26 protein-coding genes and 1 pseudogene are annotated in these 24630 nt (G+C 69.6%); 11 read left to right on the forward strand and 16 right to left on the reverse strand.

Translation table 11 applies throughout. From position 1 onward, the window contains the following. The first annotated feature begins 139 nt into the window (after nucleotides 1-139). A complete protein-coding gene (locus tag L2Z93_RS08535) occupies nucleotides 140-466 on the forward strand; it encodes a GlsB/YeaQ/YmgE family stress response membrane protein (RefSeq protein WP_090592963.1) in 327 nt (108 codons plus the stop codon). 42 nt (nucleotides 467-508) lie between these two features. On the opposite strand, the gene L2Z93_RS08540 is transcribed toward L2Z93_RS08535, so the two are convergent. Continuing rightward, the gene (locus L2Z93_RS08540) at nucleotides 509-1498 is read right to left on the reverse strand and encodes an Acg family FMN-binding oxidoreductase (RefSeq protein ID WP_090592967.1); all 990 of its coding nucleotides are present in this window, start codon (nucleotides 1496-1498) and stop codon (nucleotides 509-511) included. A gap of 82 nt (nucleotides 1499-1580) precedes the next feature. Further along, nucleotides 1581-2369, reverse strand: a complete 789-nt coding sequence (locus L2Z93_RS08545; protein ID WP_090593151.1) for a CPBP family intramembrane glutamic endopeptidase — start codon at nucleotides 2367-2369, stop codon at nucleotides 1581-1583. A 189-nt stretch (nucleotides 2370-2558) separates the two neighbouring features. Here L2Z93_RS08545 and L2Z93_RS08550 point away from each other — a divergent pair, with 189 nt between their 5' ends. Continuing rightward, nucleotides 2559-4307, forward strand: a complete 1749-nt coding sequence (locus L2Z93_RS08550) for a Rossmann-fold NAD(P)-binding domain-containing protein (RefSeq protein ID WP_090592972.1) — start codon at nucleotides 2559-2561, stop codon at nucleotides 4305-4307. A 124-nt stretch (nucleotides 4308-4431) separates the two neighbouring features. On the opposite strand, the pseudogene L2Z93_RS08555 reads toward L2Z93_RS08550, so the two are convergent. The 3 genes and pseudogenes from L2Z93_RS08555 to L2Z93_RS08565 all read right to left on the reverse strand — a co-directional run. Further along, nucleotides 4432-4542 (reverse strand): annotated as a pseudogene (locus tag L2Z93_RS08555) (hypothetical protein); the annotation flags it as partial. Between the two features lie 48 nt (nucleotides 4543-4590). Next, nucleotides 4591-4719, reverse strand: a complete 129-nt coding sequence (locus L2Z93_RS08560; RefSeq protein ID WP_260575548.1) for a hypothetical protein — start codon at nucleotides 4717-4719, stop codon at nucleotides 4591-4593. Between the two features lie 178 nt (nucleotides 4720-4897). Continuing rightward, entirely contained in the window at nucleotides 4898-6196 is a 1299-nt protein-coding gene (locus tag L2Z93_RS08565) for an alpha-amylase family glycosyl hydrolase (protein WP_090592977.1), read from the reverse strand. A gap of 122 nt (nucleotides 6197-6318) precedes the next feature. Here L2Z93_RS08565 and L2Z93_RS08570 point away from each other — a divergent pair, with 122 nt between their 5' ends. Both L2Z93_RS08570 and L2Z93_RS08575 read left to right on the forward strand, forming a co-directional pair. Then, nucleotides 6319-7368, forward strand: coding sequence for an ABC transporter permease (locus tag L2Z93_RS08570; RefSeq protein ID WP_090592981.1), 1050 nt, complete (start codon nucleotides 6319-6321; stop codon nucleotides 7366-7368). Between the two features lies 1 nt (nucleotide 7369). Then, a complete protein-coding gene (locus L2Z93_RS08575; protein ID WP_090592987.1) occupies nucleotides 7370-8380 on the forward strand; it encodes an ABC transporter ATP-binding protein in 1011 nt (336 codons plus the stop codon). Between the two features lie 40 nt (nucleotides 8381-8420). On the opposite strand, the gene L2Z93_RS08580 is transcribed toward L2Z93_RS08575, so the two are convergent. Next, a complete protein-coding gene (locus L2Z93_RS08580) occupies nucleotides 8421-10364 on the reverse strand; it encodes an FUSC family protein (RefSeq protein WP_090592992.1) in 1944 nt (647 codons plus the stop codon). A gap of 44 nt (nucleotides 10365-10408) precedes the next feature. Next, a complete protein-coding gene (locus L2Z93_RS08585; RefSeq protein ID WP_090592996.1) occupies nucleotides 10409-10615 on the reverse strand; it encodes a (2Fe-2S)-binding protein in 207 nt (68 codons plus the stop codon). A 259-nt stretch (nucleotides 10616-10874) separates the two neighbouring features. On the opposite strand from L2Z93_RS08585, the gene bfr reads away from it, so the two are divergent. Continuing rightward, nucleotides 10875-11354, forward strand: coding sequence for a bacterioferritin (bfr, locus tag L2Z93_RS08590; RefSeq protein WP_090593001.1), 480 nt, complete (start codon nucleotides 10875-10877; stop codon nucleotides 11352-11354). 25 nt (nucleotides 11355-11379) lie between these two features. Here the strand turns inward: bfr and L2Z93_RS08595 are convergent, their stop codons facing one another. Next, nucleotides 11380-11796 (reverse strand): transglycosylase family protein, encoded by a 417-nt coding sequence (locus L2Z93_RS08595; RefSeq protein WP_234786268.1) that lies wholly within the window; start codon nucleotides 11794-11796, stop codon nucleotides 11380-11382. 286 nt (nucleotides 11797-12082) lie between these two features. Here L2Z93_RS08595 and L2Z93_RS08600 point away from each other — a divergent pair, with 286 nt between their 5' ends. Further along, nucleotides 12083-12637, forward strand: a complete 555-nt coding sequence (locus L2Z93_RS08600; RefSeq protein WP_090593009.1) for a DUF7157 domain-containing protein — start codon at nucleotides 12083-12085, stop codon at nucleotides 12635-12637. 67 nt (nucleotides 12638-12704) lie between these two features. Next, nucleotides 12705-13268 carry a hypothetical protein gene (locus L2Z93_RS08605; RefSeq protein ID WP_193438879.1) on the forward strand — a complete coding sequence of 188 codons (564 nt, stop codon included), beginning with the start codon at nucleotides 12705-12707 and terminating at the stop codon, nucleotides 13266-13268. Nucleotides 13269-13555: 287 nt separating this feature from the next. On the opposite strand, the gene L2Z93_RS08610 is transcribed toward L2Z93_RS08605, so the two are convergent. Then, nucleotides 13556-14149, reverse strand: coding sequence for a hypothetical protein (locus L2Z93_RS08610; RefSeq protein ID WP_090593013.1), 594 nt, complete (start codon nucleotides 14147-14149; stop codon nucleotides 13556-13558). 154 nt (nucleotides 14150-14303) lie between these two features. Between L2Z93_RS08610 and L2Z93_RS08615 the strand changes: the two genes are divergently transcribed. Beyond that, a complete protein-coding gene (locus L2Z93_RS08615) occupies nucleotides 14304-14966 on the forward strand; it encodes a GNAT family N-acetyltransferase (RefSeq protein WP_090593017.1) in 663 nt (220 codons plus the stop codon). 12 nt (nucleotides 14967-14978) lie between these two features. Here the strand turns inward: L2Z93_RS08615 and L2Z93_RS08620 are convergent, their stop codons facing one another. From L2Z93_RS08620 to L2Z93_RS08630, 3 genes are read right to left on the reverse strand one after another with little or no spacing between them, the layout of a single operon-like run. Continuing rightward, nucleotides 14979-15323: a hypothetical protein gene (locus tag L2Z93_RS08620; protein ID WP_090593021.1), complete on the reverse strand. Its 345-nt coding sequence runs from the start codon at nucleotides 15321-15323 to the stop codon at nucleotides 14979-14981. Beyond that, nucleotides 15287-15949, reverse strand: a complete 663-nt coding sequence (locus L2Z93_RS08625; protein ID WP_090593025.1) for a hypothetical protein — start codon at nucleotides 15947-15949, stop codon at nucleotides 15287-15289. The genes L2Z93_RS08620 and L2Z93_RS08625 overlap by 37 nt, the downstream gene beginning before the upstream one ends. A gap of 38 nt (nucleotides 15950-15987) precedes the next feature. Continuing rightward, entirely contained in the window at nucleotides 15988-16482 is a 495-nt protein-coding gene (locus tag L2Z93_RS08630; protein ID WP_128111750.1) for a hypothetical protein, read from the reverse strand. A gap of 116 nt (nucleotides 16483-16598) precedes the next feature. Here L2Z93_RS08630 and L2Z93_RS08635 point away from each other — a divergent pair, with 116 nt between their 5' ends. Then, a complete protein-coding gene (locus L2Z93_RS08635) occupies nucleotides 16599-17873 on the forward strand; it encodes a competence/damage-inducible protein A (RefSeq protein ID WP_090593033.1) in 1275 nt (424 codons plus the stop codon). On the opposite strand, the gene L2Z93_RS08640 is transcribed toward L2Z93_RS08635, so the two are convergent. After that, complete coding sequence (locus tag L2Z93_RS08640; RefSeq protein ID WP_090593038.1) at nucleotides 17870-18820, reverse strand: alpha/beta fold hydrolase; 951 nt, start codon at nucleotides 18818-18820, stop codon at nucleotides 17870-17872. The genes L2Z93_RS08635 and L2Z93_RS08640 overlap by 4 nt on opposite strands. Before the next feature lie 37 nt (nucleotides 18821-18857). Further along, nucleotides 18858-19661 carry a peroxide stress protein YaaA gene (gene yaaA / locus L2Z93_RS08645; protein WP_090593042.1) on the reverse strand — a complete coding sequence of 268 codons (804 nt, stop codon included), beginning with the start codon at nucleotides 19659-19661 and terminating at the stop codon, nucleotides 18858-18860. A gap of 206 nt (nucleotides 19662-19867) precedes the next feature. On the opposite strand from yaaA, the gene L2Z93_RS08650 reads away from it, so the two are divergent. Then, nucleotides 19868-20296, forward strand: coding sequence for an MmpS family transport accessory protein (locus L2Z93_RS08650; protein WP_090593046.1), 429 nt, complete (start codon nucleotides 19868-19870; stop codon nucleotides 20294-20296). After that, nucleotides 20293-23211 carry an MMPL/RND family transporter gene (locus L2Z93_RS08655; protein WP_090593049.1) on the forward strand — a complete coding sequence of 973 codons (2919 nt, stop codon included), beginning with the start codon at nucleotides 20293-20295 and terminating at the stop codon, nucleotides 23209-23211. Before L2Z93_RS08650 ends, L2Z93_RS08655 begins: the two co-directional genes overlap by 4 nt. Nucleotides 23212-23806: 595 nt before the next feature. Here L2Z93_RS08655 and L2Z93_RS08660 read toward each other — a convergent pair. Both L2Z93_RS08660 and L2Z93_RS08665 read right to left on the reverse strand, forming a co-directional pair. Beyond that, entirely contained in the window at nucleotides 23807-24220 is a 414-nt protein-coding gene (locus L2Z93_RS08660; protein ID WP_234786269.1) for a DUF5078 domain-containing protein, read from the reverse strand. A gap of 64 nt (nucleotides 24221-24284) precedes the next feature. Then, complete coding sequence (locus L2Z93_RS08665; protein ID WP_090593057.1) at nucleotides 24285-24623, reverse strand: DUF732 domain-containing protein; 339 nt, start codon at nucleotides 24621-24623, stop codon at nucleotides 24285-24287. Nucleotides 24624-24630: the final 7 nt, after the last annotated feature.

Raw genomic sequence — 24630 nt, forward strand, 5'->3', positions numbered from 1 at the left:
CAAACCCCGGTCCGCGTGCGAACGCGGACCGGGGTTTTCTCTGCCGTCGCCAAAGTGGATGTTGAATCGTTACCCGCGGCGGGTATAGCTGAAGGGACGACCCGGGTCCGCCGGACCCGAAACGGACAAGGAGACCGCGATGGACACCCTGCTTGTGACGACCCTGGCTTCCGGGCCGACCGTCGAACTGCTCGCCGAACGGTCGACCACCTTGACCAGCGTCGGCTGGATCGGCTACATCATCATCGGCGCCCTGGCCGGCTGGATTGCCGGCAAACTGGTCAAGGGCGGTGGGTCCGGCCTGCTGATGAACATCGTGATCGGCGTCGTCGGCGCGCTGATCGGCGGATTCCTGCTGAGCTTCTTCCTGGACACCGCCGGTGGCGGCTGGTGGTTCACCCTGTTCACCGCAATCCTCGGATCGGTGATCCTGTTGACGGTGGTCGGGAAGGTGCAGAACAAATAGCCGCCTGGCACGGTCCGACGACGGCGCGTCGACCCGCTGAAATCAGCGGATTGGCGCGCCGTCGAGCGTGGTGACCATATCGTCGAGCGGGCGGCGCGGCGTGGCGGGCAACGGGTCGGCGTTGATCGGAGCCCAGCCGATCCGCAGCAGCATCTGCGGCTCGCAGGCGCCGCCCAGCACCACGGTGCGGACCAGGTCCCGGGTCTTGGGCACCTCGAGCGGATCGGTCAACGGGCAACTGGACAGACCCAGCGCGGTGGCGGTCAGCAAGACGGCGCCGGTCGCCTCACCGGCGCGCAGCACGGTCAGCGGGTCATCGTTGGCCGTGCCGAGCGCGACCACGATGCCGGCGTCATCGCGGGCGTCGACGCCCGCCGGCTGCGCCAGATCGGGGCTGGCGAAGCGGCGCGCCGGGAACGCGGCCTGCCGATCGACGGCGGGAGTGTTGCGCGCGGGCACGCCGACGTCGCCGGCCACCCGTCCGCTCCACTGCGCAAGCTCGGCCAGGTAGTCGGCGTCGTCGGAGCGATGCCGCACCGCGGCCGCCAGCACCCGGCTGATCTGGCCGGTTTTCACTCGGCGCAGGGTGACGCCGAGGCGCGCGGCCCGGGCCGCCATCAGCGCGATATCGCCGCCGGGCACCGGCCACGAGCTGTAGATCCGGCGGTCCGAGCGCCGCCGCGGGATGGCCGCGGCCAGCGCGATGTCCTGCTCACTGCCGCCGCGGTCGCAGAACTCGATGCTGGCCAGGTGATCGGGCTCGCTCGGGTCGGGCATCCGTCGCACGTGCGTCTGCCAGCCCAGGGCGGCCATGCCGACGACGAAATGCTGCAGGGCCGCCCCACAACTGAGGATCAGGTCCCGCCGCGCCGGGTCCGTGTGCGGCAGGTGTTGCGCGGAGTCGGCGTACAGGTGCGCCGACTCCTGACCGATCCGCCACTTCCAGGGCTGGGAATTGTGCACCGACGGCGCCCGCATCGCGAGGGCCAAGGCGGCGCGGACCGTGTCCTGGTCCGGCAGGTCGAAGCTCATACCCAAACAGTGGCGCCGCGAGGTCGATCAGGGGGTGCGCAAAAGGCCCCGATCAGGGGGCTTTTGGTCACTTCCGGGATTTCTAGGAGGCGGCGTGCCAGACCAGCGCCGCCGCGAGCGCGCCGATCCCGTTCAGCGACCAGTGCAGCGCGATGGGGGCGATCAGGCTGCCGCTGCGCCGGCGCAGCCAGCTGAACACGAAACCGGCCGCCGCGGTGGCGATGACCGCCCCGACGATGCCGACGACGGTGCCGAAGACGCCGCCGCCGAGGATGCGGCTGAACCCTACGTTGCCCGCGGTCAGGCCCAGCGAGCTGGCGATGTGCCAGAAGCCGAAGAGCAGCGACCCGACGGCGAGCACCCCGCGGAAGCCCCAGGCCCGGTCCAGCGCGCCGTGCAGCACCCCGCGAAACGCCAGTTCTTCGGGGATGACGGTCTGCAGCGGAATGATCACCATCGAGGCGATCAGCGCGCCGGACAACGTCGCGTAGTGGTCGTTGAGGAACAGCGGGCGGGTCCACGGCAGCACCGCGCCGACCGCGACAACGGTGGCGACCAGGCCGAAAGCGCCCAGCCCGTACACCGCTCCGGAGCGCCAGTGCTCCCGGCCGAGCCCGAGTTCGGCCCAGCCGAGGCCGCGTGAGCGGACCAGCAGCACCAGACCCAGCGCGGCCGCCGGCACGGTCACCACGTTCGCCCACGGGGTGGTGAAGTGGGCAATCAGGTTCGTCATCGCCAGCACCACCACGACCACCGCGATATCGACGTGGACACGGGCGTGCTGCAGCGCCGACAACAGCGAATGCAAGGGGTGCGCGGCGGTGAAATGATCGACGGAATGGTCCCCGACGGCGGGCCCGTTGGCGGGCAGCGCGGCGGCAGGGGCGTCGATGATCACCGGGAGAGCATACCGGGAACTCGCCCAGACACCGATCCGCGATGCCGTGACCTGCGGACTCACCCTCTGGAACGGGCCAGGGGAGCAGCCCGCGCGGCCAAACCCGCACGGTATAACTGAGAAACTCTTATCCTCTAGTTCATTCGGCGATCGGGGGCTGGCATGCGCGTGTTGCTCACCGGCGTCCACGGCGCCCTCGGCCGGGCGGCCGCCCGGCAACTGCTGGCCGCCGGCAATGAGGTGAGCGCCGTGGCCCCCGCCGACCAGCCACGGCTGGACCCGCGGGTGTGGCTGACCATCGCCGGGCCGTCCGGCGGCGCGCTCTACGCCCTGGCCGAGGACGCCGACGTCATCGTGCACCTGAGCGCCGTCGAGCCGAGCGCGCCGGAATCCTCGGGCATCGGCGGGGTGCTGGCGGTCACCGAGGCCGCCGGGCGATCCGGGTCGCGGCTGCTGGTCGTGACACCCCTGGCCGGCAGCCCTGCTCGGCACCGGCACGCCGAGCAACTGGTCACCTCCTGCTGGGCGCCGAGCCTGCTGATCCGGGTCGCGCCGTTGCTGGGCCGGGACGCGAACTGGATGGTCGACCGGACGGTGGCGACGCTGCGCCGCCGCGCCGCGGTGGCGTCGATGCCCGCGCTGCACACCGAGGACCTGCTGCGATTCCTGACCCGAGCGATCGGCTCGCACCGCACCGGAACGGTGGATCTGGCGATGCCGGAGCCCGTCGACACCGCGGCGGCTCGCCGCTGGCTCACCCGCGCCGTGCTGCCCCCGGGGGCCGGCTGGGCCGAACCCGGGTGTGCGCTGGATCTGAGCGCCCTGCGGGACTGGGAGTTTGCCTGTGGCTGGGAGCCCGCGGCGGCGGTGATCGACACCGCCCGCGGATTGGCCCGCCGGATGGGTCCGGCGATCCGGCCGCTTCCGCCGATCGCGGGCGAGCACCTGATCGACCCGGCTCCGCCCGGTCGGGCCGGCGAATTCGACACCCTGATCGACCACCGGTTTCCGGAGTTCGCGGCGGCCTCCGACGGCGGACCCGACGTGCCCGCCGCGTTGCCGCCGCTGTCGCTGGATCTGCAGGCCGGCGCGCTGGGCTGCGCCCGCGCCGCGATGGCGGCCGTCATGGGCCTGCCCGGCGGATTGTCGGCCGAGTGGACGCAGCGCGGCGTCGCGGTGGTGGGACAGCGTTTCTACGTCGGCACGTCGGCCGCCGAAGCGGTGGCCGCGCTGCGCGCCCGGCCCGCCGCGCTCGCCGCGATGAACACCCGGCTGCTGGCCGCGGCCCGGCGATTCAGCGCCGACTGCGACGCGTTGGCGCTGGACGCCGCCACCGACCCGTTCGCCGAGGTCCCCGCCGCGGCGCTGACCGACGCGCAGCTGGGCGTGGCGATCAACGCCACGGCAGACCGGATCAGGCAGGGCTGGACGACCACGGGGCTCGGTGTGCTGATCGAGGAGACGCTCGGCCCCGCCGAGCGTCGCCGGGCGCCGGTGCGCTGGCTGGGCGAACTGGCCGCCGCCGCCCAGCGCCTCGATCTGCGGGCGCCACCGCAGTCCGTCGCCCCGCAGACCACGACCGAACCGATCACCGCCCGGGACCCGCTGACCCGCCGACTTCTGGCCGCGGCCCGCTCCGGGCGGGACCGCTGCTGGGGGATCACCCACGCCGAGCTCGCCCGGCTGGCGACCCTGGTCGAGGAGGCCGGCATTCGGCTGGCCGCGGTCCGCTCGCTGGCCGAACCGGCCGACGTGCACTTCCTGACCTGTGACGAATTGACCGCCGCGCCGCTGGACACCCGGCTGCGGGTGAAGCGTCGGCAGGACGACGCCCAGCGGCTGGCGGCTGAGCCGTTTCCCACCCACATCGACGGCCGTTGGAATCCGTTGCCGCAGCAGGACACCGGCTAGCGCAGGTCGGCGAACGCCTTGCTCACCGAATGGCGGCCCTCCACTATCACCCGGTCGATATCCGGCAGCAGCCGCGGGTTGCTCATCACGATCTCGTCGACGTCGGATCGGTTCAGGTGCGGCACTCGATCCGCGGGACGGTGAGGCCGCACCCGCCGAGATAGCCGTTGTGCGGGGTGCGGACCCGCTCGATGCCGTGTTTGTCTGCGGCGGAGTCGAATTGGCGGACCAGTCGGTTCATGACGGCGACCGCATCGTCTGGTCGTCGCCGACCAGGAGAGCCTCACCGGTGTTCTTCCCAACTGGAGAGCGGGGCGGTGCAGAGCGCCTGCGGGTACTTCTGCGCGTTGCCGATGGGCATCAGCGCGGGCACGTCGAAACCCGCGGTGAACGCGTCCAGCGCGGTGGCCACGCCAGCAGCATGATCAGCAGCTTGGATTGGATGCTGACCCGGCCCTGCCTGCGCAGCGACATCCCGAGGAGCTTGGCCGCCGTGGCAGGCGATTCCACCCGGGTCGGGTTCAGGATTCGAGGTAGTCGTGGTGCGGGTGACCATAGCCCGCCATCGTCGCTGTTGAGTGGCGAATCGGCTAGGCCGGACCCAGGATTCGCCAACCGTGCGGCGGGGTGGTGACCTCGTCGACCAGTTCCTCGACAGGCGCCCCGGCGCCGGCCAGGATCCGGGCCCGCCGCGGCAATGCGACGGTGAACGGCTCGTCGCCGGCGTTGAGGGCGACGAACAGCTCCTGATCGCCCGCGTGACAGCGATAGAGATAGCGTCGATTGTCCAGGCTCAGCGCCTCGGTGCGGGCGGTGTGCAGCCACGGATGCCGGCGGCGCAGGCCGATCAGGAACTGATGCAGCGCGAACATCTGCTGCCCGGTCTCGTCGACCGGTAGTGGGGGAGCGCCGAATTCGGGTCGCACCGCGTCGTCTCCGCCGGCGCGGTCCTCCTTGACGCCGGTGAAGGCGAACTCGTCGCCGGCGTAGATCGTCGGGACTCCGCCGACGGTCATCAGCAGCACCAGCGCCAATTCGACGTGCGCCGGATTGTCCAGCTTGCTGGCGATCCTGGTGACATCATGGTTGCCGATGAACGTCTGCGGCACAAAGGAATCCAAGAATCCGTCGTGGCGGCGCAGCGCCCAATCCAGCTCGTGGAAGTTGCCGTCGTTGAGCGAACTCCAGATCCCCTTCCACAGTTCGTACTGGGTGACGGCGTCGAATCCGGCGTCGGCGACGATCTGCGGGTAGTCGCCGTGGATGACCTCGCCGACGATCCAGGCGTCGGGATGGGCGGCCCGCACCCGCGGCAGCACCTGGGTCCAGATCTTCGGCGCGACCGCATAGGCGGCGTCCAGGCGCCACCCGTCGGCGCCGCGGTCGAGCCAGTGCGTCATCACCTCGGTGACGTAGTCGGCGACCGCCGGGTTGGTGTGGTTGAGCGCCACCAGGTCGGCGTGGCCTTCGAAGCTGGAGAACCGCCCGGGGCGGCCGCGGAACCAGCGCCGGGCTCCTTCGTCGCCGTCCAGCGCCGCCCGGTGCGCCGGGAAGTCCAGGCCGACATGGTTGAACACACCGTCGAGCAGCACCCGCAGCCCGCGCGATCGGGCCTGGGCCACCAGGTCGTCGAAGTCGGCGTCGTCGCCCAGTCGCGGATCGATGCGGAAATGGTCGGTGGTGTCGTAGCCGTGGCTGCGGGAGGCGAACACCGGGCCCAGTGCCACACCGGAGGCGCCGAGCGTCTGCGCGTGGTCGAGCCACGCGGTGACGCGGCGCAGCCGATGCTGGTCCGCGCCGGGTGGGTCATCGGACGGAAAAGCCCCGACGAAGCCGAGCGGGTAGACCTGCCACCAGATCGCATGCTGCACCCAATCCGGCTCTGCCATGGGCGCCAAGTGTAGCCACCATCACTACGGCGGGGCGCTGTGACGGATGGGAAAACCCGGTGCGATCTCCGCGGTGCGGCTAGGTTCGGTTCCGTGAGTCGACTCCGTCGTGGGACCGGTCCGTGCTGATCGCGGCTCTGCGGGACCTGCAATGGCGCAAACGCAGGTTCATCATCGCCGTCGTCGGCACCGCCTTCGTCTTCGCGATGACGCTGGTGCTGACCGGTTTGGCGAACGGCTTCCGGGTCGAGGCGCGCAACACCGTCGACTCCTTCGGCGTCGACTATTTCCTCATCCAGGAGGGCACCGTCGGCCCGTTCCTGGGGTCCTCGCCGTTCTCTGAGGCAGAGGTCGCCCGCGCCCAGCGGTTGCCGGGCGTGCGGGCCGCCGCCCCGCTGGTCTACGCCGGCACCACCGCCATGGACGGCCACACCGCGCGGACGATGAACCTGTTCGGCGCGCCCACCGACGGTCCGGGCATGCCGGAGATGGACCGCGGCCGCCCGCCCGCCGACCCGGATGAGGTGGCGGTGTCCTCGACGTTGGGCCGGCAGATCGGCGACACCCTGGAGATCGGCTCGAATCATCTCAAGGTTGTTGGGATCGTGGACAATTCGACGGTGCTGGCCAAGCAGCCGAACCTGTTCCTGACCGTGCGTGGCGCGCAGCAGATGGTCTACGGCGACAAGCCGGTGATCTCCTCGATCGGGATCCGGGGCGACCCGGCGGAACTGCCGCCCGGCTTCGTCAAGGTGGATCGGCAGGGCGGCGTCGACGACATGATGCGCCCGCTGAAGGTCGCCGTCGAGGCGATCTCCATCATGGCCATGCTGCTGTGGCTGGTCGCCGCGCTGATCGTGGGTTCCATCATTTACATGTCGGCGCTGGAACGCACCCGCGACTTCGCGGTGTTCAAAGCGGTTGGGGTGCGGTCCGGCTCGGTGCTGGCCGGACTGGCGCTGCAAGCGGTGATCGTCGCGGTGATCTCGGCGCTGCTGGGCGTGGCGCTGTCGCTGGTGCTGGGCCCGCTGTTCCCGATGATCGTGGTGGTGCCCGACGGCGCCTACCTGCTGTTGCCGGTCGTGGCGGTCAGCATCGGGTTGTTGGCGAGCGTGGCCGGGTTGCGGCGCGCCGTGCTGGTCGATCCCGCTATCGCGTTTGGGGGCCCCTGACATGCCGGATCTGCTGATCAACGACCTGGTGGTGGAATACGCCGGCCCCACCGAGACGATCCGCCCCATCGACCATCTCAACGTGAAGGTCGAGGCCGGGTCCCTGGCAATTCTGTTGGGCCCCAGCGGTTGTGGGAAGACGACGCTGCTGTCGTGCTTGGGCGGCATCCTCAAGCCGGCCGCCGGGCAGATCACCTTCGGCGACGTCGACGTCACCGCGCTGGACGCCAAGGGACTCACCGAATACCGGCGCAACACCGTCGGGATCGTCTTCCAGGCGTTCAATCTGATCCCCAGCCTCACCGCGCTGGAGAACGTGATGGTGCCGCTGCGCGCGGCCGGTTTCGACCGCCGCAAGTCGCGGCAGCGCGCCGCCGAACTGTTGGACCGCGTCGGCTTAGGTGAGCGGATGGAACACCGGCCCGGTGATCTCAGCGGCGGCCAGCAGCAGCGGGTGGCGGTGGCGCGGGCGATCGCGCTGGACCCGCCGCTGATCGTCGCCGACGAGCCCACCGCGCACCTGGACTTCATCCAGGTAGAAGAGGTGCTGCGACTGATTCGGGAGCTTGCCGACGACGACCGCGTGGTGGTGGTGTCCACCCACGACAGCCGGATCCTGCCGATGGCCGACCAGGTGATCGAGATGGTGCCCGCGCTGGAAACGGTCAACCGGGACCCGGAGTTGCGTGAGGTGGCCGCCGGAGAGGTGGTGTTCGAGCAGAACACCATGGGCGATTTGATCTACGTCGTCTCCGAAGGCCGCTTCGAGGTGATCCGGCACCTGCCCGACGGATCGTCGGAGGCACTCGCCACCGTCGGCCCTGGTCAGTACTTCGGCGAAATCGGTCCACTGTTCGGCCTACCCCGGTCGGCGACCGTGCAGGCGGTGACCGACGGGGTGCTGGTCGGTTACACCGTGCAGGCGTTCCGGGAGCGGCTGGGCGCCACCGGGGTCAAGGACCTGATCGAGCGCAAACCCGTGCGCCTCGATGAGGTCGCCGACGAGGGTTAGCACCACCTAGCCTGGCCTTTTCCTCGCTTGTCGAACCCGGCTAGGAACCGGTTTCGGCGACGTTGAGCAGTACCCGGGTGATCGCCTCGATCTCGCCGACGAGCACGCGTTGCGCGGTGTCCTGGCGGTCCAGGTAGGCCGCGCACTCGCGCACCTGCTGGTCGGCCTCGGCGAGGTGGCGGGCGTCCACTCGCCACGGCTGGCCGGCCCGGGGCGCCTCGCCGCGCAGCGCGTCGACGTAATCGTCGACGGCCACCACGAACCGCAGATCGAGGTCCGCGTCCTTGACATTCGGCGTTTGGGATTCCAGCGTGGCGCACACGCTGGTGATGGTGTTCAGCGCCGCGCGGTAGGCGGTGAGCCAGTGCCGGACCTCGGGGTTGTCCGCGCGGATTCCGCCGCCGGCCGCCTCGAACGCCGACCGGGCCCGCGCGGCCCGGTTCCAGGCGGCCTCGACGGCGGCGTCGTGATCATCGGCCGAGTGCGCGAACGCCCGGATGACCGTTGCCGCGTAGTCGATTTCATCCTTGAGCAGCTCGCCGGCGCGTTGCCGGAGTCGAACCAGCGGGCGGTCGGGCAGCAGCACGTGGGTGGCGATGGCCAGGGCGCCGCCGAGGATGACGGCCACCACTCGGGTGCCCAGCGAGGGGGAGGCGGACGCGCCGTCGATGTCCAGCAGGAAAACCATGGTGGCCGCGGCGGCTGCGCTCAGCGGCGCGTAGCCGATGCCGGAGACGGCGAAGGTCAGTCCGAGGAAGATCACCGCCAGCACACCGGCGGCCAGCCCGACCGGATGGACCAGCATGGTCGCCGCGGTGGCGAGCACCACCCCGATCAGGACGCCGGCCAACCGGGTGGTGCATCGGGTGTAGGTGTGGGCGGTCTCCGGCCGCAGCACCAGCAGCACGGTCAGCGCGATCCAACTGCCGTCGTGCACGCCACTGATCCGCGCGGCCGCGACGCCGGCGGTCACCGCCGCCGCCAGGCGCAGCGCGTGCCGGAAGATCGGCGAATCGAAGGTCAATTGCTCCCGCAGCACCGCCTGCGGTGGGCGCCGCGGGGTGGCCGACCCGTGGAAATGCAGAGTGGCGGCCTCCATCACCTGCCGGCGCAGTCGACGGCCGTTCGGCACGGTCTGCGCCGGCAGCCCGTCGATGGCGCCGTCGAGCGCGGCCAGCGCGGCCGTCGCCTCGTCCCGGGCGCCCGGCGGATTCTCCGCGACCGCCTCCAGCATGTTCGCCGCGGCCCGCAGCGACTGTTCACCGGCCCGGGTCCCGGCCGCGGGGCGCAGCACATTGAGCGTCATGCCGATCCGTTCGGGCAGGGCATAGAGCCCGCGGAAGGCCATCGGCCGGCGGCGCGCCTGATTGTCGGTGGGGGTGTAGCGCTGCCGCAGGGCGATCAGCGGCCGGTGGTCGAGCACCGCGTCCGGGTCCTTGGCCAGCCGGCGCGCGTCGGCGACCACCTGGCGGTATCCGACGGCCAGCGCGGCGCTCTGCGCCTGGCGCTGCGGCCGCGGCGCCTTGGCGACCAGCACCGATTGCAACAATCCGGCGCCCAGCGTCAGCCCGGCGACGGTGAACGCGTCCGTCCAGGACCCCCAGTCCGGGCTGGTGACCAGCAACGCCGTCGCGGTCGCCGCGACCAGGCCGACGTTGCCGCCCAGCGCCCAGGTCAGGCCGGCCCCGAGCGACCAGATGCCCGCGATCAGCACGAACAGCACGCTGTAGGGGGAGCTGAGCCAGCCGAGCAGCACTGCGGACGCCATCCACAGCGACGCGATGGCCGCCAGTCGCCAGCGGCGGTGCGGGGTGTCCTTCAACGCGGTCGCGCCGACGATCGCGGCTGCGCCGCCGGTGGCCATCGCCGATCCGGGCGGCCCGATCTGCAGGGCGATCGCGATCGCGGCCAGCGTCCCCAGCAGCGCCGCGGTGACTTCGCTGACATACGGCCACAGCGGCCGCAGCGCGAGGCCCTTGATCATGTCGCCATTATTGCCCGGTGGCCGCGGCAGGCGTCGGCGTGTCGCTAAACGGCGGCGGGGGCGCGGTGGACGAGCGCGGCGGTTTGTTCGCGGAAGTACGACTCGATGATGCCGCGGACGGTGTGTCGGCAGCGGCCGCAGTCCGCGCCCGCGCCGCAGGACTCCGCGACCTGGCGGGAGGTGCTCGCGCCGTTGGCGACGGCGTGGGTGACCGCGTGGCTGGTAGCGCCGGTGCACAGGCACACGAACATCGCGGTCAGCCTTTCTCCCGTCCGGAACTTTTCGGTGAGTCTAACCTAACTTTACCTACCCTTTGTTAGGTGTGGTTAACGCCACGTTTTTGGAGTTTGCTGGGGTAGCGCAGACTGGCCTAACTAAGGCGAACCTATGTTCGATCTTATGGCTGTTTATGCAGGCCAACGGCCTATGAACGCGCTAGATTTGAGATGCGGCGATTGCGCCACAGCCCGGCGCGCCGTCACTGAAACGGCCCATCTGCAGGAGTTATTCATGCAAGGCGATCCCGAAGTCATCAAACTGCTCAACGAACAGTTGACCAGTGAACTCACCGCCATCAACCAGTACTTCCTGCACGCCAAGATGCAGGACAGTTGGGGTTTCACCGAACTCGCGGCGCACACCCGCGCCGAGTCCTTCGATGAGATGCGGCACGCGGAGAAGCTCACCGACCGCATCCTGCTGCTCGAGGGCCTGCCCAACTACCAGCGGTTGGGCTCGCTGCGGATCGGCCAGACGCTGCGGGAGCAGTTCGAGTCCGATCTGGCCATCGAGGTTGAGGTGGTGCAGCGGCTCAAGCCGGGCATCATCATGTGCCGCGAGCGTCAGGACAGCACCAGCGCTGCGCTGCTGGAGGAAATCATCGCCGACGAGGAAAGCCATGTCGACTACCTCGAGACCCAGCTCCAGTTGATGGACACCCTCGGTGTGGAGTTGTACTCGGCCCAGTGCGTGGCGCGTCCGCCCAGCTGATCGCGCGGATTCTCGGCCTGGGTCGTTATCGGCCCAGGCCGGGAATCAGGCCGATGATCTCGCGCACGGTGTTCTTCATGTATTCGCCCGCGGTCACGCCCTGGCGCGGCGCCTGAATCGGCTGGGTCGGGCCGGCGAAGAGGTCGCCGCCGCGGCTGCCGCACTTGGGCCAGGCCTTCATGCCCTGGGTGCGCCGCACGTTTTCCGCGACCCGGATCTGCTCCTCGCGGGAGGCCTGCGCGGGGTTTCCGCGGCCGCCGTTGGACTCCCAGGTGGCCTGCTTGAACTGCAACCCTCCGTAGAACCCGTTTCCGGTGTTGATCGCCCAGTTGCCGCCTGACTCGCACTGCGCGACGGCGTCCCAGTTCACCGCCGCGTCTGCGGCGGCGGCGCCCGTCCCGAGCGTCAGCAGTCCGAGCAGCGCCGCGGTGTTCATCGCCATCAGGGCCAGGAACTTCTGGAAGCCGGTCATGTGTGGTTGTTCGACACTTGAGTCCCAGCCGTTACACAAATCACACAAAACACTTTCGCAACGCTACGGCGTGTCGTTTGTGTTCTGTGGGTCACTACGATCTCGATACCGGCGAACCGTCGTCGAGGTCGCCGTACGGGTGTGGCCGCAGCCACTACCCGAGTAGCCTCTGCGGTACGCCCGCAGCATCAGTCGCCTATCGCACGTTTCGGAGCACCTGTTGTTAAGTCATTCGCAGCCCGGACCGGATCGGTCCGTGGCCTCGGACTTCTGGGCCGACTATGACCCGCCGCCGACCCCGCCGTCGGCCGGCGGCCCGATGACCATGCTGGTCGGCGGCCTGGTCACGCTGGTGGCGGCCGGCACGCTGGTGGTCAGCCAAGCGGCGGTCAACCCCGGCGCCCCCGACCCGGCGGCCGTCGAGCAGGCCGCCGCCGAGAATCCGCCGGCGCCTGCCGCGGTCCCGCCCGCCCCAGCCGCGCCGCCGGAGATCGCGCCCGCCGAAGCTGCGCCTGCTGACGTTCCGCCCGCCGACGTTCCGGTCGAGGTCGCCGCGGCGCCTGCGGTGGAGCAGCCGGCTGCGCCGGCCCCGCCGGAACCCGCCGCGGCCGCCTACGAGCAGGTCGCCACCGTGGCGCCCGCCGCCCCGCCGGCCGAACAGGTTCAGCAGGCGCAGCAGGCCCAGGTCTACGCCCCGGCCCCAGCCCCCGTCCAGCAGCAGTCACCGCCGCCGGTGCAGCAGCCGCGGCTGCGAGACCGGATACTGGGGCGGATCCCCGGGATCGAGCGAGTGCCCGGTTTTGGCCGGTAACGCCGCGCCCCGGTGCGTCGAAACCCCTTCAAGTAACGAAATCCTCGGTGGGATGGGAGAATCAGGTATGGCCATCAAGCACCTGGCCGGCGCGGTCGGCGCGCTGGGATCAATTGCCCTGCTCTTCGCGGCGCCTGCGCTCGCCGATCCGGAGCCCCCGGTCGACCCCGGCACGGTGAACGCCGCCGCGGCGCCCGAGGAAGGTGTGCCCCACCTGAGCAGCCCCGACAACCTCCCGCCGGGAACGAGCAACACCCCGGCGCAGCAGAGCAGCGCGGGCGGGACGTATCTGCGCGAGCTGTGGCACGCCTACAAGACCCAGGAAGTCACCGGTTCCGAACTGCTGCTGCTGCTGTCGCAGCGTCCGATGAGCAATGGGGCGCCGCCGCCGATCTCCAGCATGGCCCCGCCGGCCGCCCCGGTCGAGGGAGCCCCGGTCGCCCCGGTTGAGGGAGCCCCGGTCGCTCCGGTTGAGGGCGCGCCCGTCGCCCCGGTGGAAGGCGCTCCGGTCGCTCCGGTTGAGGGCGCTCCGGCTGCCCCGGTGGAAGGCGCGCCGGCCGATGTGGCCCCCGTGGCGCCGGCAGGCCCCGAACTGCCGGCCAGTCAGCCGGTGCCGGCCCCCGCGGGCTGATCCGGCGTCGCAGGCGCAACAGCAGTCACGCGGATCACAGTTCGACGCGTGGCGGGCGGCCGATGAACTGCCGCCAGTTACCTCAGGGCGATACGTCGCTCCGTCAGTGACTGGAGGGCGAAAAACGCCCGCACAGCGTCCTGGGGTCACTCACGACGAGCGTCGTCGTCCTGGTGTCACTCGCGAAGGCGTCACACCGCCATTCCCTCGTCCTGACGTCACTGGTGGACGCGCCGCAACGCCATCGGCTCGCATCGCAACACTCAGCCCGCGGTATGCCCCCGCGCTCAGCCCGCGGTCGTCGTCGACGTCGGCGCCGCGGCGCTGCTCGTCGTGGTCGACGCGACGCCCGAATCCTCGGTCGAGGAGCCGTCGTCGCTCTCGGCGGCCCAGCGCGGCGCGACGAACTCGCTCCAATCGTCCCGGTAGATCACCGACCCGCCGGAGGTCACCTTCAGCTCACCCGGGGTGACGGTGTAGACCACGCCTTCGTTGACGGCCTTGTAGCTGCCGCCGCCCAGTGATTTCGCGGTGGCGAGCAGCAGGGCGCCGTCGCTGATCCGCACGCCCCGGTATTGCAGCGCGCCATCACTGTCCGAGCAGATCACCACCATGGACCGCGCGGTGCGCCCGTGCGCGACGGACACCTCGCCGGAGGGGCAGTACGCCTCGGTGCCGGCGTAACCCCCGGCGTCGGACTGCAGGGTGGTTGCGGCGGAACCCGAGGTCGTCGTGGCGGTGGAGCTGCTGTCCGGCGCGGCCCCCGCCGACGGCAGCAGGGGACCGCCTTCGGCGCTGGCCGTCATCCCGACCGTCACGACGGTGGCGACGACGGCCCCGAAACCGGTCATCGCCAACAGATTGCGGGCGGTGGGAGCCATGAGCGCAAATCCTTCCTGGTGGAACGCCTTTGGGTGTCGCCCAAGCAAACCACCCGCGGCGCCGAATCAGGTGGTGGCGCGCCCGACGGGCCGTGAGAAGAAGAAGCCGCCGAATGAAGCGGCGATCCGCCGACATCTGCATTACTGTCGGGGCATGCCTGCTCACGATATCGCCGCGGCCCGCCGCGAGATCGCCGTTGCCCTGCTCAAAGCGCTCGACCGCCGTCACGAGGTGCTCGACGCCATCGTCGACTCCGATGACCACGCCTCCGCGGTTGCCACGATCTCGGCGATGCTCGGCACCTCTCAGGCCGGCGCCGAGGCCGTCATCGGCCTGTCCTTCGGCCAGGTCACCAAGGACTCCCGGGAGCGCATCGCCGCCGAGCTGGAGGACCTCAACAGCCAGCTCACCTTCACCGTCGAGCAGCGTCCCGGCAGCTTCGGCGACGATCTGCGGCTGCGGCCGTTCTCGGCCGACGCCGACCGCGACATCTTCGCCGCCCGCACCGACAACATGGCCACCGCGGGCGACGGCTCCGGCGCCCCGGCCGGCGGCATCGACGACGAGATCCGCGTCGCCGTCGACCGGGTGGACAGCGAGGACGCCGTCCTGTTCGTCGCGCTGCAGAACGACGACAAGGTCGGCCTGGTGTTCGGTGACCTGGTTGACGGCGAGGTCAACGTGCGGATCTGGATCCAGCCCGAGCACCGTAAGAAGGGCCTCGGCACCGCGGCGCTGCGCAAGTCGCGCGCCGAGATGGCGGCGTACTTCCCGGCCGTCCCGATGGTGATCCGGGCCCCCGGCGCCTCGGCCTGAGCCGCGGCCGGCTCACAGACCGGAGCCGGCCAACCCGCACATCCACCAACCCCGGCCCAGGTCGGTGGGCGCCGAGCAGATCATGCCGTACTTGTCGGCGCCCTCCGGCGACCCTGACGCCTGGCCCGTCGAGCTGAGAAACGGCAGCCCCCAAGGTAATTCGGCGCCGTAGTAGGACGAGCCGGGATCGGTCGCGCGGGCCAGTTCGAACAGCGGTCGGTGCGCCAGGAACCACACCGATTGCCGGGACCAGTGCCAGCAGAACCCGGCGGCCCAGCAGCCCAGGCCGATCCAGAAGACGCGGGTTGAGCCGGCCTCGGTCAGTTCTGGGCCTCGCCCGGGACGACGACGCGCCACTCGTTCTGGAAGCGCCGGGCGTCGGCCCGGTACTTCTCGTCCTTGCCGACGGGGGAGTGCATCCCCATCGAGACGATGTACACCTCGTCGCCGACCGTCATCGCGGTCGACATCGCGAGTACATCAAGGGTCCCTTCGTCGCGCAACGGCAGCGCGTAGGTGACCCGCCGGGCCGGCAGCCCGCACACGTCCGCCGGCTGCGCCTCCACACCGTCAGGGGCGGTGCCGCCCGCCTCCGCGTACTTGGCCTGCATGCCGGTCACGAAGTCCTTGAGCGCGTCGCTGGGATCCGGCTTGTCGGCCAATTCGGTGACGGTGATGGTGAGCATCGGGTGGGTGCCGTCGGCCGCCATGTCCTTGTTCTCCAACAGGATCTGGTAATCCGGGCTCGGCGCGTCCCGCTGGGTCCAGCCCTTGACCTCCGGCAACCATACCCGTGGCGCGTCGTCACCGATCGGCGGGACCGCGAACCAGGCCTTATCCCCATCCGCGGGCGCCACGCAGGTCGAAGCGGGCGCCGCGTCCACGACGGGGTCGGCCGAATTCGTCGAGCAGCCACCGATCAACAGCGCGCCGACGAGCAGGACCGAGGCGTTGCGGAAGCGATTGCGTTGAGTCACCGTCACGTGCCCCAGTCAACACCATGTCCGCGGCCGCCCAACGATCAGCCGATCCGTGTCATCGTCCCCCAGTCGACACCCCAGGTGACCGCCTTGGCGTCGATGAACTTCGGGCGCTCCCACCCTTCGATGTTCGAGCTGACCCGCCCGCTGGCCAGGAACACTCCGGGTCGGAGGGCGACCAGGCGGTCGTCGCTGGGGAAGTCCACCACGTAGGAGCCGCCGTTGGAGACGTCGATCCACTTCTCGTAGGCGTTGGTGAAGGACTCGGTGACCCCGGCATCCTGAGTTCCGTAGCCGGCCTGGATGTCCAGGCCGAACTTCAGCGGTGTGCTCGGCAGATTCGTCTCGCAGTTGTCCGCGCGCATCCGGGCCCCGACATAGGAGGCGCCGTTGAGCTCATAGACGAAGGGCTGGTCGACGCTGAAGGAGCAGCGGACGAAAATCACGTCGGCCGCCGCGACGGGCGCGGTTGTCGCCGCCGTCAGCGCGGTCCCCGCCGCCATCGCCCATGTCGCCCACAGTGTCGCTGTGCGCATCCGTGTTCCCCCCTGTCACTGTTCAAGACATCGCTGAGCGTAACCGCGGTTCGGGCGCCGGCGCCGGCGCCAATTCCGGGCTCGGGGGCCCGACGGCGGCGCGTAGGCTCACGCGGGTGAGCAGCCGCGCAGGGATCGTCGTCACCGGAACCGAAGTGCTGACCGGACGGATCACCGACCGCAACGGCCCATGGCTGGCCGACCGGCTGCTGGAACTGGGCGTGGAACTGGCCCACATCACCATCTGCGGCGACCGGCCCGACGATATCGAGGCCCAGCTGGCGTTCCTGGCCGGCCAGGGGGTGGACCTCATTGTCACCACCGGCGGCCTGGGGCCCACGGCCGATGACCTCACGGTGGAAACCGTGGCGCGGTTCTGCGGCCGAAACACGGTGCTGGACAACGATCTTGAACAACGCATCGCGGAGATCCTGCGCGGCCTGACGTCACGCATGCCGGACTTCGATTTCTCCGCCGTGCTGGCCGCTAACCGCAAGCAGGCCATCATCCCGGAGGGCGCGACGGTGCTGGACCCGGTCGGCACGGCGCCCGGGGTCGTCGTCACCCCGGCCGCGGGTCAGCGCAAACCCACGGTGGTTGTGCTGCCCGGGCCCCCTCGCGAACTGCAGGCGATGTGGCCGGCGGCGCTGGCCACCGACGAGGTCGCGGCCGCCATCGCCGGCCGGACGGTGTACCGCCAGGAGACCATCCGGATGTTCGGCCCGGCCGAGTCCGCGCTGGCCGAATCGCTGCGCCAGGCGCAGCAGGATCTCCCCGGCTATGACGCGCTGGAGATCACCACCTGCCTGCGCCGCGGCGAGCTGGAGATCGTCACCCGATACCGGGCCGACGACGCGCCCGCCTACCAGCGGCTGCGGAACCACCTGCGGGAGCGGTTCGGCGCCGCGGTCTACTCCACCGACGGATCCACCGTCGACGACCAGGTCGCCGCGCTGCTCACCGGGCACTGGGCCGCGACCGCCGAATCCTGCACCGGCGGGTTGGTGGCGGCCCGGCTCACCGACCGCCCCGGATCCTCGGACTACCTCGCCGGCGGGGTGGTGTCGTACTCCAACGCCGCCAAGTCCGAATTGCTCGGGGTCGACCCGGCGTTGATCGAGACGCACGGCGCGGTGTCCGAGCACGTCGCCGAGGCGATGGCGCGCGGCGCGCAGCGACGATTCGGCGCCGACGTCGCGGTGTCCACCACCGGCGTCGCCGGTCCCGGCGGCGGTTCGCCGGAAAAACCCGTCGGGACGGTGTGCTTCTGCGTCGCGGTCGGCGACGCGCCCCCGGCGCTGCGCACAGTCAGGTTGCCCGGTGATCGGGCCGACGTCCGGGACTTCTCGACCACCATCGCGATGCACATGCTGCGCCGGGCGCTGTCCTAAGCCCCCGGCGGTTCGGCGAGGGTCGGCCCGGGGCCGTCGAGCAGCTGCTCGACCCCGCGCAGCACCTCCGCGCCGCGGCCGAAGGACGCCAGATGGCTCTCGCCCCGCCACACGATCAGCTCGGCGTCGGGCAGCAGCGCCACCGAGTGCTCGCCGTGCCCGATCGGGACCACGTGATCGCGGTCGCCGTGCCACCACCGAACCGGGACGGCGACCTCACCCAGCCGAAAACCCCAGTCCCGGGACAACACCACGATGTCGGCGAACGGCGCGATCGCCTGGGTGCGGCTGCCGTTGAGCAGGTCGTCGAGGACCATCGCCTTGACCTCCGGACGGCGCAGCACCTCCCGGTCCGGCTTCGGGTTGGCCGCGGCGTAGAACTGCAGGGCCGCGGTGGCCAGCGGCCGCCCGCGCCGCACCACCTGGGACAGCATCGCGCCCACCGGCACATCGGCGACGGCCAGCAGCGGAGCGGTGAGGGCGGCCAGCGACATCATCCCGCCGGCGGCCGCGTCCGGCCCGGTGGTCGGCGCGACACCGCCGAGCACCCCGGCGGCCAACACCCGGTCCGGCAGGCCCACCGCCGCGGCCAGCGTGTAGGGCCCGCCACCGGACAACCCGATCACGGCCATCTCATCGACGCGCAGGGCGTCGGCGACGACGGCCAGGTCCGCGGCGAAGTCCAGCAGCCGCGCGTACCGGTGCGGGGTGGACGCGCCGATGCCCGGCCGGTCCAGCCCGATCAAGCGGATGCCGTGCTGCTCGGCGTAGCGGCGGGCGTCCAGGGGGATCTGCCGCCGGGAACCGGGAGTGCCGTGCAGCCAGATCACCGGCCGCCCCTTCGGGTCGCCGAATTCGGCGAAGCTCAACCGCCGAGTGGGGCTGACGGTGACGACACCCTCCAACCGCGGACGCGCGACCTTCTGTACCGACAGCGGGCTCTGCATGTCCGAAAGTGTCACACGCGCGCGGTCGGTCGGCCGTTCAGGGCAGCAGCACCAGGGTCAGGTGATCGCCGTCGCGCTCGACGCGCATCCCGGCCCGGCGGGCGATGCCGGCCACCTTGGCCGCGTCGTCCGGGTCGGCCCGGCTGGTGGCGAGCACCTGCGCCAGCCGGCCCTTGTGCGCCTTGTTGAAGTGGCTGACGACGCTGCGCTGACCGTTGGGCGCCTGGCTGAGCACGTCGACCGTGACCGCTCCGGGGACCTTGCCCAGACCGGCGTAGGCGCCCGAGCGCAGGTCGACGACGAGCTCGTCGGCGGCCAGCGCGGCGAGCGCGGGTTCCAGCAGCGGACGCCAGCGCACCGCCAAACCCGGACGCGGTGTCGATGCGCCGGGCCTCTTCCTCGCTCGTTCCTCGCTCGTCGAACCCGGACGGCTCGGCAGCTTCGAACCCGCCGAGAGCCGGTAGGCCGGGATCGGGTCGTCGGCGCGCAGCAGGCCGAACAACGCCGAGCACACCACCAACCGGGCCCGCGCCCGGGCCGCGGCCGCCGGTTTGAGCGAGTCGACGTCCAGGGCGTCGTACAACACACCGGTGTACCGGTCGATCGCCGCCATGGTGGGGGAGGTGCGCAGTGTCGCGTTCCGCTCGATCTCGTCGTCCTGCTTGGCCGAAATGCCCAGCGCGGCGCGGCTGGCGGCGGGGTCGGCGGCCAGTGTGACCAGGTCGTCGACCAGTTCGGCGCGCAGCGCGGTGAGCGAGCGGAAACTCAGGTCCGCCAGATCCAGCGGGGGGCCGTCGCCACCCGGGCGTTTGGTCTCCGACGGCGGCAGCAGCACGATCACCTCGGCGACGGTAATACCCGGTCCGGTCGCTCCGTCCGACGGGCGCCGTCGGCGGGGGGGTGATGGCCGACACAGCGGTAGGCCGCCGCGTCTGCCGACAGATAAGTTAAATTAGCTAAGCTGATGCCGCTGCCGCGCGAATGAGAGTTTGTCATGTATCGAATGTGGGCCGAGGGACACCGTTGCCGGAATGGGGTCGACGCCGAATGCTGAAGCTGATCCAGAAGATCTGGCTGCCGCTGGTGATCGTCGCCGTGGTCGCCGTCGCCGCCGTCTCGGTGGCCCGGGTGCGCACCTTCTTCGGCGCCGACGACGGCTCCAATTCCGGTGGGTCCGTGTTCGAGGACACCAAGCCGTTCAACCCCAAGCGGGTCAAGTACGAAGTCTGGGGTAACGGCTCCTACGCCGACATCAGCTACCTGGACCTCGACGCCGAACCGCAGAGCGTCCCCGGCGCCGGACTGCCGTGGGAGCTGACCCTGGAGTCCACCGCGCCGTCGGTGTTCCCCAACATCACCGCCCAGGGTGACAGCTCCAACATCACCTGCCGGATCACCGTCGATGACGAGATCAAGGACGAACGCACCAACACCGGCGCGAGCGCCTACACCTTCTGCCTGGTGAAGTCCGCATGACCGCACCCGCCCCGGAGACCCAGAAGCCCGGCGAGGAGCCGTTCGGCCACGTCAAGCGCGACGGTCTGGCGCGCCTGATCCGAGCCTTGGCGGTGCCGATCGTCATCGCGTGGGTGCTGTTGGTCGTGGTGCTCAACACCGTGGTCCCGCAGCTGGAGAAGGTCGGCGCCATGCGTTCGGTGTCGATGTCGCCGAACGACGCGCCGTCGGTGATCGCCATGATGCGGGTCGGCGAGACCTTCCAGGAGTTCAAATCCAACAGCTCGGTGATGATCGTGCTGGAGTCCGAGGGGGAACAGCTCGGGCAGGAAGCACACGACTTCTACGACGAGATCATCCGCCGGCTCGAGGCCGACGATGTCCACGTCGAGCACGTGCAGGACTTCTGGGGCGACCCGCTGACCGCGGCCGGCTCGCAGAGCCCGGACGGGCACGCCGCCTACGTGCAGATCTACACCGCGGGCAACCAGGGTGAGGCGCTGGCCAACGAATCCGTCGAGGCGGTGCAGAAGATCGTCGCCGACGTCCAGGCCGAGCGTGCGCCGCCGGGCGTCACCGCCTACGTCACCGGCCCGGCGGCGCTGAGCGCCGACCAGACCATCGCCGGTGACCGCAGCATGCGCAGCATCGAGCTGGTCACCTTCGCGATCATCATCACGATGTTGTTCCTGGTCTACCGATCCTTCGTGACAGTGGCCCTGGCGCTGCTGATGGTGGTCTTCTCGCTGGCCGCAGCCCGCGGAGCGGTCGCGTTCCTCGGCTACCACGACATCATGGGGCTGTCCACGTTCGCGACGAGCCTGCTGGTGACGTTGGCGATCGCGGCGTCGACGGACTATGCGATCTTCCTGATCGGCCGATATCAGGAGGCGCGTTCGCGCGGCATGGACCGCGAGACGGCCTACTACGACATGTTCCACGGCACCGGGCACGTCATCATGGGCTCGGGCCTGACGATCGCCGGCGCCACCGCGTGCCTGCATTTCACCCGTATGCCGTACTTCCAGAGCCTGGGCTTCCCGCTGGCCGTCGGCATGACCATCGTGGTGGTGTGCGCGCTGACGCTGGGTTCGGCGATCATCAGCATCGCCACCCGGTTCGGCAAGATTCTGGAACCCAAGCGTGCGGTGCGCACCCGCGGCTGGCGCAAGGTCGGCGCCGCGGTGGTCCGCTGGCCGGGCCCGATCCTGATCGCGACCATCGCGCTGTCGCTGGTCGGCCTGCTGGCGTTGCCGGGCTACCGGACCAACTACAACGACCGGCACTATCTGCCCGACGACCTGCCGGCGAATGCCGGGTACGCCGCCGCCGACCGGCACTTCTCCCAGGCCCGGATGAATCCGGAACTGCTGATGATCGAGACCGATCACGATCTGCGGAACTCGGCGGACTTCCTGGTCATCGACAAGGTCGCCAAGCAGATCTTCCGGGTGCCCGGGGTGGGTCGGGTGCAGGCCATCACCCGCCCGCAGGGCACACCCATCGAGCACACGTCGATCCCGTTCCAGATCTCCATGAACGGCGTCACGCAGCAGATGAACGAGAAGTATCAGCAGGACATGATGGCCAACATGCTCAAGCAGGCCGAGGACATGCAGGTCACCATCGACAACATGACCAAGATGTCGTCGATCACCGAGCAGATGGCCGAGACCACGCACAGCATGGTCACCAAGATGAAGAACATGGTGCTCGACGTCGCCGAAATGCGTGACCACATCTCGGATTTCGACGATCTGATGCGCCCGATCCGCAACTATCTGTACTGGGAGCCGCACTGCTTCAACATCCCGGTCTGCTGGGCGATGCGGTCGATCTTCGACACCCTGGACGGCATCGACGTGATGACCGACGACATCCAGCAGATCGTCCCGGACATGGAGCGCCTCGACACCTTGATGCCGCAGATGGTGGCGTTGATGCCGTCGATGATCGACACCATGAAGCGGATGAAGAACTACATGCTCACCATGTATCAGACGCAGAAGGGCATGCAGGACCAGATCTCGTCCATGCAGGAGAACTCCACCGCGATGGGCAAGGCGTTCGACGACGCCAAGAACGACGACTCGTTCTATCTGCCACCGGAGGTCTTCGACAATCCGGACTTCAAACGCGGCATCAAGATGTTCCTGTCGCCGGATGGGCACGCGGTGCGGTTCATCATCTCCCACGACGGTGACCCGATGACGCCGGAGGGCATCGAGAAGATCGCCTCCATTAAGCAGGCCGCGCGGGAAGCCGTGAAGGGCACGCCGCTGGAGGGTTCGAAGATCTACCTCGGCGGCACCGCGGCGACCTTCAAGGACATGCAGGACGGCGCGAACTTCGACCTGATCATCGCCGGGATCGCCGCGCTCGCGCTGATCTTCCTGATCATGCTGATCATCACCCGGGCTATCGTGGCCGCGGCGGTGATCGTCGGGACGGTGGTGTTCTCGCTTGGGGCGTCGTTCGGCCTATCGGTGCTGATATGGCAGCACATCATCGGGCTGGAGTTGCACTGGATGGTGTTGGCCATGGCGGTGATCATCCTGTTGGCCGTCGGGGCGGACTACAACCTGCTCTTGGTGGCCAGATTCAAGGAAGAGATACACGCCGGCCTGAACACCGGCATCATCCGAGCCATGGGCGGCACAGGTTCGGTGGTGACCGCGGCGGGATTGGTGTTCGCGTTCACCATGATGGGCATGGTGGTCAGCGAGTTGGCCATCATCGGCCAGGTCGGCTCCACCATCGGCCTGGGCCTGCTGTTCGACACCCTGGTGATCCGGTCCTTCATGACGCCGGCGATCGCCGCGCTGCTGGGCAAGTGGTTCTGGTGGCCGCAACGGGTTCGGCAGCGTCCGCTGCCCTCGCCGTGGCCCAAGCCGCCGGCCCGCGACGACGAGACCACGCCGGTCCCGACGGCCTGAGCCTGACGCAGAAGAATCCCCGCCCTCGTCGAGAGGGCGGGGATTCTTTATGCCATGGCGCGCCATCTGGGGGTTGTCCACAGTTCCGCTCGGCGGGGCCCGTCGTGTGAGAGCTCAAGGCGGCATTTGGCGGGGTGGTGGCGGGGTGGTTCATCGAGTGAGGCGTGATGGCGGTTTGTGAGAACTGGTGGCGGGGTCGCTCGTCGAGTGAGGCGTCAGGTAGGCGTTTGAGAACTGAGGTAGCTCGGTGAGACGTGAGGGCGGGGTTCTTCATTGAGTGAGACATACGGGTGGGGGTTACTCGAACAACGTGTCCCTAGATTCTCACTCGATGCAGATCACCGCCCTGGTGTCTCACTGGCATCCCTGACGTCTCACTGACGTACCTGGTTCCTCAGCCGATGAGGGGCTCCGCCGTCACGTCTCACCGACGTACCTGGTGTCTCACTCGATGAGCGCGCCCGACGCCCGGGGACGCCCAGGAATCGGTGTCCGAACGCGACATGGTCGCCGCAACCACTCGATCGAGAGTGTTGCGACGACCATGCGAACCCGCCGAGCGGGTGGGGATCCTTTGCGCGCGTTGCGAACCCGGTTAGCGAGTCGCCCAGTTCCAGACGTTGTAGTCGTCGGGGTAGTTCATGCAGACGTCGGTCGCGGCGGCCGCCACGCCCTTGTTGTTGAAGAAGATCTTCGCCCAGTTCGGCCAGCGCCAGGACATCGACTCGAAGAAGGCGTCGGTGGCGGTCTGCTCGGAGTACTGCCGGCGTCCCTCGTAGGGCAGTGAGAAGAACCAGTTGATCCGGTCTCGCGCGCCCTGCTGGTCGGCGACCGGCTTGTTGTTGTAGTCGGTCATGTAGCGCTCGTAGTAGACCGGCCGGGTGTCGCGGACGGCCAGCATGATCTGCTGGGCCGTGCACGGGGTCTCCAGGATCCGCTTCGGGATCGGGTAGTTGTCGGTGGCGTCGGCAGACGCCACACCGGCGCCGGCCAGGCCGATGCCGAGCATCGCGGCCGCGACGCTGATCCGCAGGGTGTTCTTGGCGCGCTTGCTCATCGGCGTTCTCCTTGCGTCAGTTCTGCTGGTCGACGGCCGACTGCAACACGTGCTGTTGGTCGGGGCAGTAGGTGGCGATGCCCAGCCCGAGGAACTGCCAGGCGTGCTGATCGGACAGCTTGCGGTCCAGCTGGTTGCCGACAAAGGTGGCCGACGCCTGCGCGGTGGTGTCCACCCCGTTGCGCAGTCGCTTGCAGGCAAGCTTGGCGATCCAGGCGTTGTAGTCGCGCTGCCCGTAGATCCCGAAGGTGTGCAGGGTGTTCGCGAAATCGGTGTCCACGTCGGCGTGCGCCGGCGCTGCCAGCCCGATCGCTGCTGCGGTCAGGGTCGCGGTGGCGATGCCGAGTAGTTTCATGGTCTAA

Source organism: Mycolicibacterium brumae, from assembly GCF_025215495.1.
GTDB classification, from domain to species: Bacteria; Actinomycetota; Actinomycetes; order Mycobacteriales; family Mycobacteriaceae; genus Mycobacterium; species Mycobacterium brumae.

Coding starts and splice junctions, on each gene's coding strand:
- L2Z93_RS08655 (WP_090593049.1), top strand. CDS start 20,293: ATGACCGCACCCGCCCCGGAGACCCAGAAGCCCGGCGAGGAGCCGTTC.
- L2Z93_RS08630 (WP_128111750.1), bottom strand. CDS start 16,482: ATGCGCACAGCGACACTGTGGGCGACATGGGCGATGGCGGCGGGGACC.
- L2Z93_RS08650 (WP_090593046.1), top strand. CDS start 19,868: ATGCTGAAGCTGATCCAGAAGATCTGGCTGCCGCTGGTGATCGTCGCC.
- L2Z93_RS08605 (WP_193438879.1), top strand. CDS start 12,705: ATGGCCATCAAGCACCTGGCCGGCGCGGTCGGCGCGCTGGGATCAATT.
- L2Z93_RS08615 (WP_090593017.1), top strand. CDS start 14,304: ATGCCTGCTCACGATATCGCCGCGGCCCGCCGCGAGATCGCCGTTGCC.
- L2Z93_RS08610 (WP_090593013.1), bottom strand. CDS start 14,149: ATGGCTCCCACCGCCCGCAATCTGTTGGCGATGACCGGTTTCGGGGCC.
- L2Z93_RS08575 (WP_090592987.1), top strand. CDS start 7,370: ATGCCGGATCTGCTGATCAACGACCTGGTGGTGGAATACGCCGGCCCC.
- L2Z93_RS08660 (WP_234786269.1), bottom strand. CDS start 24,220: ATGCTCGGCATCGGCCTGGCCGGCGCCGGTGTGGCGTCTGCCGACGCC.
- L2Z93_RS08595 (WP_234786268.1), bottom strand. CDS start 11,796: ATGGCGATGAACACCGCGGCGCTGCTCGGACTGCTGACGCTCGGGACG.
- L2Z93_RS08640 (WP_090593038.1), bottom strand. CDS start 18,820: ATGCAGAGCCCGCTGTCGGTACAGAAGGTCGCGCGTCCGCGGTTGGAG.
- L2Z93_RS08550 (WP_090592972.1), top strand. CDS start 2,559: ATGCGCGTGTTGCTCACCGGCGTCCACGGCGCCCTCGGCCGGGCGGCC.
- L2Z93_RS08535 (WP_090592963.1), top strand. CDS start 140: ATGGACACCCTGCTTGTGACGACCCTGGCTTCCGGGCCGACCGTCGAA.
- L2Z93_RS08665 (WP_090593057.1), bottom strand. CDS start 24,623: ATGAAACTACTCGGCATCGCCACCGCGACCCTGACCGCAGCAGCGATC.
- L2Z93_RS08585 (WP_090592996.1), bottom strand. CDS start 10,615: ATGTTCGTGTGCCTGTGCACCGGCGCTACCAGCCACGCGGTCACCCAC.
- bfr (WP_090593001.1), top strand. CDS start 10,875: ATGCAAGGCGATCCCGAAGTCATCAAACTGCTCAACGAACAGTTGACC.
- L2Z93_RS08540 (WP_090592967.1), bottom strand. CDS start 1,498: ATGAGCTTCGACCTGCCGGACCAGGACACGGTCCGCGCCGCCTTGGCC.
- L2Z93_RS08565 (WP_090592977.1), bottom strand. CDS start 6,196: ATGGCAGAGCCGGATTGGGTGCAGCATGCGATCTGGTGGCAGGTCTAC.
- L2Z93_RS08580 (WP_090592992.1), bottom strand. CDS start 10,364: ATGATCAAGGGCCTCGCGCTGCGGCCGCTGTGGCCGTATGTCAGCGAA.